Origin of the sequence: Streptomyces sp. NPDC088785 (genome assembly GCF_044750685.1) — a bacterium.
GTDB lineage: Bacteria > Actinomycetota > Actinomycetes > Streptomycetales > Streptomycetaceae > Streptomyces.
Genome location: NZ_JBIVKH010000023.1, coordinates 20,383 through 27,331 on the forward strand (window position 1 = coordinate 20,383; position 6,949 = coordinate 27,331).

9 protein-coding genes are annotated in these 6,949 nt (G+C 72.3%); 7 read left to right on the forward strand and 2 right to left on the reverse strand.

Annotated elements, in window-relative coordinates:
* The 5 genes from ACIP5K_RS34865 to ACIP5K_RS34885 all read left to right on the forward strand — a co-directional run.
* The coding region (locus ACIP5K_RS34865) for a cupin domain-containing protein (RefSeq protein ID WP_401416334.1) at window positions 1-235 on the forward strand (235 nt) is incomplete at its 5' end.
* Window positions 236-282: 47 nt separating this feature from the next.
* Window positions 283-1,323: an ATP-binding cassette domain-containing protein gene (locus ACIP5K_RS34870; protein WP_401416336.1), complete on the forward strand. Its 1,041-nt coding sequence runs from the start codon at window positions 283-285 to the stop codon at window positions 1,321-1,323.
* 2 nt (window positions 1,324-1,325) lie between these two features.
* Window positions 1,326-2,129 carry an ABC transporter permease gene (locus tag ACIP5K_RS34875; protein ID WP_401416337.1) on the forward strand — a complete coding sequence of 268 codons (804 nt, stop codon included), beginning with the start codon at window positions 1,326-1,328 and terminating at the stop codon, window positions 2,127-2,129.
* A gap of 152 nt (window positions 2,130-2,281) precedes the next feature.
* On the forward strand, window positions 2,282-3,796 hold the full coding sequence (locus tag ACIP5K_RS34880; protein ID WP_401416338.1) for an FAD-dependent monooxygenase: 1,515 nt from the start codon (window positions 2,282-2,284) through the stop codon (window positions 3,794-3,796).
* A 91-nt stretch (window positions 3,797-3,887) separates the two neighbouring features.
* On the forward strand, window positions 3,888-4,652 hold the full coding sequence (locus tag ACIP5K_RS34885; protein ID WP_401416340.1) for an SDR family oxidoreductase: 765 nt from the start codon (window positions 3,888-3,890) through the stop codon (window positions 4,650-4,652).
* Window positions 4,653-4,741: 89 nt separating this feature from the next.
* On the opposite strand, the gene ACIP5K_RS34890 is transcribed toward ACIP5K_RS34885, so the two are convergent.
* Window positions 4,742-4,948, reverse strand: coding sequence for a DUF6059 family protein (locus ACIP5K_RS34890; RefSeq protein ID WP_401416343.1), 207 nt, complete (start codon window positions 4,946-4,948; stop codon window positions 4,742-4,744).
* 310 nt (window positions 4,949-5,258) lie between these two features.
* Here ACIP5K_RS34890 and ACIP5K_RS34895 point away from each other — a divergent pair, with 310 nt between their 5' ends.
* Both ACIP5K_RS34895 and ACIP5K_RS34900 read left to right on the forward strand, forming a co-directional pair.
* Window positions 5,259-5,861 (forward strand): cupin domain-containing protein, encoded by a 603-nt coding sequence (locus ACIP5K_RS34895; RefSeq protein ID WP_401416345.1) that lies wholly within the window; start codon window positions 5,259-5,261, stop codon window positions 5,859-5,861.
* Window positions 5,862-5,891: 30 nt separating this feature from the next.
* Window positions 5,892-6,458: an NADPH-dependent FMN reductase gene (locus tag ACIP5K_RS34900; RefSeq protein WP_401416348.1), complete on the forward strand. Its 567-nt coding sequence runs from the start codon at window positions 5,892-5,894 to the stop codon at window positions 6,456-6,458.
* A 35-nt stretch (window positions 6,459-6,493) separates the two neighbouring features.
* Here ACIP5K_RS34900 and ACIP5K_RS34905 read toward each other — a convergent pair whose 3' ends face one another.
* The gene (locus tag ACIP5K_RS34905) at window positions 6,494-6,898 is read right to left on the reverse strand and encodes a GNAT family N-acetyltransferase (RefSeq protein ID WP_401416393.1); all 405 of its coding nucleotides are present in this window, start codon (window positions 6,896-6,898) and stop codon (window positions 6,494-6,496) included.
* Window positions 6,899-6,949 lie beyond the last annotated feature (51 nt).

Consider the following 6,949-nt stretch of genomic DNA (forward strand, 5'->3'; position numbering starts at 1 on the left):
CACCGTCGACCACGAGGAGATCTTCCACGTGCTCTCCGGCGCCGCCGACGTCCAGCTCGACGAGGACCTGCACCACCTCGCCGAGGGCGACACCCTCATCGTTCCGCCGAACACCACCTTCGGCATCAGCAACCCCCACGACCCCTCCGTGGAGTTCGTCGTCGTGCTGCCCGTCGGCGGCGTCGCCCACGTCCCGGGCGAGCAGACCTCCTTCACCCCGCCCTGGGCGCAGTAGCCGCCCCCGCGGCCCGTCGCCTTCACTCGAACAGAAAGGTGCACGACATGCGCCAGACCGTGTCGGCCGAGGGAGCGCCGACGGCCGCGATCTCCCACGAGCCGGTGGTACGCCCCCTGCGACCCGCCGGGCAGGGGGTGGCCATCAGCGCGGAAGGACTCGTCAAGCGCTTCGGCGACCTCACCGCCGTCGACGGCGTCGACCTGACCGTCCCCCACGGCTCGGTGGTCGGCCTGCTCGGCCCCAACGGCTCGGGCAAGACCACCACGACCCGCATGCTCACCACGCTGCTGGCCCCCGACGCCGGCCGCATCCTGATCGACGGCATCGACGCCGTCCGCTCTCCCCAGCGGGTCCGCCCGCTGATCGGCATGGCCGGCCAGTACGCCGCCGTGGACCCCAACCTCACCGGCCGGGAGAACCTCCTCATGGTCGGCCGGCTCACCGGCATGTCCCGCGCCGACGTACGCACCCGGGCCGCACAGCTCCTCGAACAGTTCCGCCTCACCGAGATAGCCGACCGGCCCAGCCGCACCTACTCCGGCGGCCAGCGCCGGCGCTTCGACCTCGCCGCCGCGCTCGTCCACCGCCCCCGCATCCTCTTCTTCGACGAGCCCACCACCGGCCTCGACCCGCGCAGCCGCCGCGACCTGTGGAGCGTGCTGCAACAACTCGTCGCCGACGGCACCACCGTCCTGCTGACCACCCAGTACCTCGAAGAGGCCGACCACCTCGCCGACCACCTCGTGGTCCTGGACCGCGGCAGCGTCATCGCCCAGGGCACCCCCGCCCAGCTCAAGGCCGACCTCGGCGCCTCCGTCGCCGTGGCCCGCTTCGCCGACGACACCACCGCCGCCCGCGCCGCCGCCGCCCTGGCCCCCCGCCACCGCGCCAGCCTGCACGGCGACCAGGTCGAGATCCCCGTCGGCACCGACACCGACTCCGCCATGAACGTCCTGGGCGCCCTGCAACGCGCAGGCCTGTCACCCACCGGATTCGTGCTGCGCGAGCCGAGCCTGGACGACGTGTTCCTCTCGCTCACCGGCCGCGCCTCCGCCCAGGCGCCCGACCCGCAGGAGGCGGCGTAACCATGAGCATCACCGCACCCGGACTGCGCCCGCGCGCGAGCGCCCTCGGCAACGCCGCCACCATCACCTGGCGCAACCTGCTGGGCTACATCCGCGTCCCGCAGGCCATCTTCTTCGCCAGCCTCCAGCCCGTCATGTTCGTCCTGCTGTTCCGCTACGTCTTCGGCGGCGCCATCGGCGCCGCCCTGCCCGAAGGCGTCGGCTACGCCGACTACATGATGCCCGGCGCCTACACCATCGGCCTGGCCTTCGGCGCCACCGCCACCGCCGTCGGACTCGCCGCGGACCTCAAGAGCGGCCTCCTCGAACGCTTCCGCGCCCTGCCCATGACCCGCTCCGCGGTCCTGGCCGGCCGCACCAGCGCCGACTTCCTGCGCAACGTCTTCGTGTTCGCCTGGATGACCGGCCTGGGCTACCTCGTCGGATTCCGCGTCCACCAGGGACTCCTGCGCTACCTCGCCGCCGCGCTGATCGTGCTCGCCTTCGCCTTCGCCATGTCCTGGGTCTTCTGCCTGATCGGCCTGCTCGCCTCCAGCCCGGAGACGGCCAACATCGTCGCCTTCCCCGTGCTGTTCCCCCTCGGCTTCGTCTCCTCGGCACTGGTGCCCACCTCCACCATGCCCGGCCCCCTGGAGGCCTTCGCCGCGCACCAGCCGGTCAGCTACACCGCCGACGCCGTACGCGCCCTGCTCTTCGGCGGAGACCTCACCACCCCCGTACTCGGCTCGCTGGCCTGGACCGCCGGCATCCTCCTGGTCTTCGCCCCCCTCGCCGTACGCCGCTACCGCAAGGCCACCCCGAGCTGACCGGACAGAACCGCTAGAGGACCGCTCAAGAAGTGGTCGAGACCCATTTGTACACGGTTATCCGACAGCCGGACTGTGCCATCATGGTGAATGGAATTTGAGCTGATGCTCGATCTCGCAGGCCGCGTTGTCCAAACAGCGGAGATCGAAAAATGGAAACTCGCACAATAATCATCGGAGCGGGTCCGGTCGGGCTTTATCTCGCCGGAGAAATCCGGCTCGGCGGCGGCGACGTCACCGTCTACGACAAACTGCCCGAACCCAGCGGGGAATCCCGCGCCCTCGGCTTCACCAAGCGCGTCGCCGAACTCTTCGACCAGCGCGGCCTGCTCAGCCGGCTCGGAAACATCCGGTGGGGCCAGCGCGGCCACTTCGGCGGCATCGGCATCGACCTGGAATTCCTCGACGAGGACCACCACGGCGTCCTCGGACTGCCCCAGTCGGCCACCGAGCAGATGCTCACCGACTGGCTCGGCGAACTGGGCGTCCCGATCCTGCGCGGCCACGAACTCATCGGCCTCACCCAGGACGACGACCACGTCGAAGCCCTCTTCGACGGCCCCGACGGACACCACCGCGTCCGCGCCGCCCACCTCGTGGGCTGCGACGGCGGCCACAGCACCGTGCGCGGCCTCGCCGGCATCACCACCACCGGCTGGGAATCCACCCGCGGCATGTACATGGCCGACGTGACCGGTGTCGACCCGCGCCCGCGCCCCACCGGCCAGTACGTGCCCGACGCCAACATGGTGCTCTCCGTCAGCCTGGGCGACGGCTACCACCGCGTCCTGATGCACGACAGCAGCCTGCCGCCCCACCCCGACGCCACCACCCTCACCTACACCGACATCGCCACCACCTGGCAGCGCCTGACCGGCGAGGACATCCACCACGGCACCGCCCGCTGGATGTCCGCCTTCCCCAACGGCGCCGCCCTCGCCGACCGCTACCGCAGCGGCCGCGTCCTGCTGGCCGGCGACGCCGCCCACGACACCCCCCCGCTCGCCGGCTGGGGCGTCAGCACCGGACTCCAGGACGCCGCCAACCTCGGCTGGAAACTGGCCGCCGTCACCACCGGCGCCGCCCCCGACAGCCTCCTGGACACCTACCACGACGAACGCCACCCGCAGGGCCGGCAACTGATGCGCAACACCCACGCCGCCACCATGCTCTACCTCAGCGGCCCCGAACTCGACCCGCTGCGCGCCCTCGTGCGCGAACTGGTCACCGACCAGGCCGCCGCGGAACACCTCGCCGGCCAGGTCAGCGGACTCGGCGTCCGCTACCCCGCCGACACCGGCACCGGCACGGACGCGGGCACGGACGCCGGCGCGCCGGACGCGGACCCCGTGGGCCTGCGCCTCGACCCCGCCCGCGAACTCCAGCACCCCGACGGCACCCGCACCCGCGTCGCCGAACTGCTGCACCCGGCCCGGGGACTGCTCATCGTCCCCGACAACACCGCCACCGACACCGCCACCTCCGCCGACGCCTGGAGCGGCCGCGTCGACGTCGTCACCGGCACCTGGAGCGGCCCCGCCGCCCCGCCCGCCGCCGTCCTGGTGCGCCCCGACGGGCACCTCGCCTGGACCTCGCACAGCGCCACGGACCTCACCGAGGCCCTCGGCCGCTGGTTCGGCCCCGCCCGCACACCCACAACGGTCTGACACCCGCCGCGCGCCCCTGCGCCGGGCGCGCGGCACCGACATCGGAAAAACGGCAGGGACACCCTGCCCCCAAAGAAGGAGACAGTCAGCGATGACCTCCCCCATCCTGGTCACCGGTGGCACGGGCAACCTGGGACGCCACGTCGTCCCCCTGCTGCGTGCCAACGGGCGCGACGTACGAGTCCTCAGCCGTCACCTCCACGACAACAGCGAAGGCATCGAGCACTTCGCCGTGGACCTCAACAACAGCGACCGGCTCGAGGACGCCATCCGCGGCGTCGACACCATCCTGCACCTGGCCGGCGGCCCCAAGGGCGACGACAAGATCACCCAGAACCTGATCCGCGCGGCCAAGAAGGTCGGCGGCGTCCAGCACATCGTCCACATCTCGGTCATCGGCACGGACACCATGCCGCTGGGCTGGTTCCGCGTCCAGCTCGAGGCCGAGAAGGCCATCACCGAGTCCGGCATCCCGTGGACCATGCTGCGCGCCGCGCAGTTCCACGACATCGTCTGGTCCATGGCCGAGAAGATGTCGAAGATGCCCGTCGTCCCCGTGCCCGGACTCCAGTTCCAGCCCGTCGACTCGCGCGAAGTCGCCGCCCGCCTGGTCGAACTGACCCTCAACCAGCCCGCCGGGCTCGTCCCCGCCCTGGCGGGACCGAAGGTGTACCCCCTGGGCGACCTGCTGCGCAGCTACCTGCAGTCGCAGGGCAAGCGCCGCCCGCTCATGCCGATGCGGATGCCCGGAAAGGCCGGCAAGGCCTACCGCGCCGGCGAGAACCTGGCGCTGAAGAACAACGACACCGGCAAGCGCACCTGGGAGGCGTTCGTCGCCGAACGCGCCGCGGCCTGACCCGGCCCGCCCCCGCACCGGCGCCGCTGCCGGGACTCCGAAGGAGTCCCGGCAGCGGCGCCCGTGCGTGAGGGAAGGCCCGGCTCGGCTCAGCGCGCCTCCAACTCCCGCACCAGCGCCCGCTCCACCGCCGTGAGCGGAATGTCGCGGCACAGCCGCTCCGGATGCCCCGGCGCGGGATCCTCCAGCTGAATACCCTCCGGACGCTCGGGATCCAGCCCCGTGTAGTAACTGCCGTACGCCTTCAGGGCGCGGTACACCCCGCGCACAAAACGGCGGGCGAGCGAAAGCATCATTGACCGACCTCACTTCAGGGCCGTGGTGACGGGCCGTTCAGCCCACCTTCCTGGGGTACGGCCGAGAGACGCCGGACAGCCGCCGCAGGCCCGCTCGAATCCCGCTGCGCCGCCGCCCGGGTCCGCCTCGCACCCCGCCACAGCCCCACCGGCGCCCCGCACAACCCCGCCGCAGAGGCCGCTGAACGGGCAGGCCACACCCCTGCCGGACTGTTCAACTGCCCCCCGCGTCCGCAGTCGTACGCCCGGCCCCGGCCGGTTAGATCTCCCTCGCGCCCCCACGCCCGCCGACCGCCGAACAGAGGACGCCATGACCCACATCGTGCACCCCGGAGACCGTCCCGAGGGCCGCCGCGGCTTCGAGATCGTACTGTCGACCAACGCGACCGACGGCGCGGCGTCCCTGGTCGAGACGCGCCAGGGACCCGCCTGGTCGGGCCCGCCGCTGCACACCCACGCCGAGTCCACCGAGACCTACTTCGTCGTCTCGGGCCGCCTCGTCGTCGCCCTGGACGACGAGGTCGTCGAGCTCGGCCCCAGCTCCATGGCCCACATCACCAGCGGCACCCGCCACACCTGGGCGACCCCGCCCGGCGAGGGCGCCCACTTCCTGACCCTGCACATGCCGGGCGGCTACGAGAACTACCACCCCACCGCGTTGCAGGCCGAGAAGGACAACGGCGGCCCCCTCACCCAGGAGGACCTCTTCAAGATCGCCGCCCGGTTCGACTGGCGGCCGGCCGGCGAGCACCCGCAGCGCCTGACCCCCGACGGCCGGCTCGTCCCCGCCGCGCAGGCCGACGACGAGGCGGCCGCCCTGCGCGAGGCCTGGCTCAAGGAACACGACCAGCAGGCCGAGGTCCAGCCCATCCACGACGACGGCTTCTACGACAAGGCCGGCCAGGGGGCGTGAGACCCGCCGGCAGAAAGGCACCCACCGCTCATGACTGGACTGCGTATCGCCGTCATCCTGGGAAGCACCCGCCCCGGCCGCAACGGCAAGGCCGTGGCCGACTGGGTCGTGGACCGGGCGGGCGCCCGCACCGCCGCCGCCTACGAACTCGTCGACCTCGCCGACTACCCCCTGCCCCACCTGGACGAGCCCGTCCCGCCCTCGCGCGGGCTGCCCTACCGCCAGGACCACACCCGCGCCTGGGCCGCGAAGATCAGCGAGTTCGACGGCTACGTCTTCGTCACCCCCGAGTACAACCGCTCCACCACCGGAGTGCTGAAGAACGCGATCGACTACCTGCACAAGGAGTGGGCCGACAAGGCCGCCGCGTTCGTCTCCTACGGCACCCTGGGCGGCGTCCGCGCCGTCGAGCACCTGCGCACCGTCGCCAGCGAACTGCAACTGGCCCACGTCCGCCAGCAGCTGTCCTTCTCGATGTTCAGCGACTTCGAGAACTTCTCCCTGTTCAAACCGGCCGCCCACCACGACGACCTGGCCACCACGCTGTTCGACCAGCTGGAGTCCTGGGCCACCGCCCTGCGCACCGTCCGCGCCTGAACCGGGCCGCCCCCGCCCGCGCGGGGCGCGGCCCCTCAGACCAGGCGCAGTTCGACCCAGTCGACCGTGTCGCCCTCCAGACGGTAGCGGTCGACCTCCCGGGTGAACCCGGCCCGCGCGGCGAACCGCAGGCCCGCCGTGTTCGACACCGTCAGCACCGTCTCGACCTCCCGGGCGCCCAGGAGGCGGGCCGTGGCCAGCGCCCGCTCGTGCAGGGCCAGGCCGAAGCCGCGGCCCCGGTGCTCGGGCAGCACCCGCGAGATCACCGTCGCCACCCCCTCGCGCGGGGGGCGCACGGTCGAGCAGCCGACGAGGACGTCCCCGGCGTAGGCCACCTCCAGCACGTTGCGCCGGGCGCGCTCGCGCACGTCGGCCGGCGACAGCCGCGCGGAGTCGACCGGCACGACCGTGTTGTGCACGACCTGCCAGTCCACCACCAGCCGGCCACCGCCACCACCGTCGTCGCTGTCGTCGCTGTCGTCGCTGTCGCC

What these genes read in the sequence shown, in the direction of transcription:
- ACIP5K_RS34870 (WP_401416336.1), top strand. Translation starts at nt 283, where the DNA reads ATGCGCCAGACCGTGTCGGCCGAGGGAGCGCCGACGGCCGCGATCTCC.
- ACIP5K_RS34875 (WP_401416337.1), top strand. Translation starts at nt 1,326, where the DNA reads ATGAGCATCACCGCACCCGGACTGCGCCCGCGCGCGAGCGCCCTCGGC.
- ACIP5K_RS34880 (WP_401416338.1), top strand. Translation starts at nt 2,282, where the DNA reads ATGGAAACTCGCACAATAATCATCGGAGCGGGTCCGGTCGGGCTTTAT.
- ACIP5K_RS34885 (WP_401416340.1), top strand. Translation starts at nt 3,888, where the DNA reads ATGACCTCCCCCATCCTGGTCACCGGTGGCACGGGCAACCTGGGACGC.
- ACIP5K_RS34890 (WP_401416343.1), bottom strand. Translation starts at nt 4,948, where the DNA reads ATGATGCTTTCGCTCGCCCGCCGTTTTGTGCGCGGGGTGTACCGCGCC.
- ACIP5K_RS34895 (WP_401416345.1), top strand. Translation starts at nt 5,259, where the DNA reads ATGACCCACATCGTGCACCCCGGAGACCGTCCCGAGGGCCGCCGCGGC.
- ACIP5K_RS34900 (WP_401416348.1), top strand. Translation starts at nt 5,892, where the DNA reads ATGACTGGACTGCGTATCGCCGTCATCCTGGGAAGCACCCGCCCCGGC.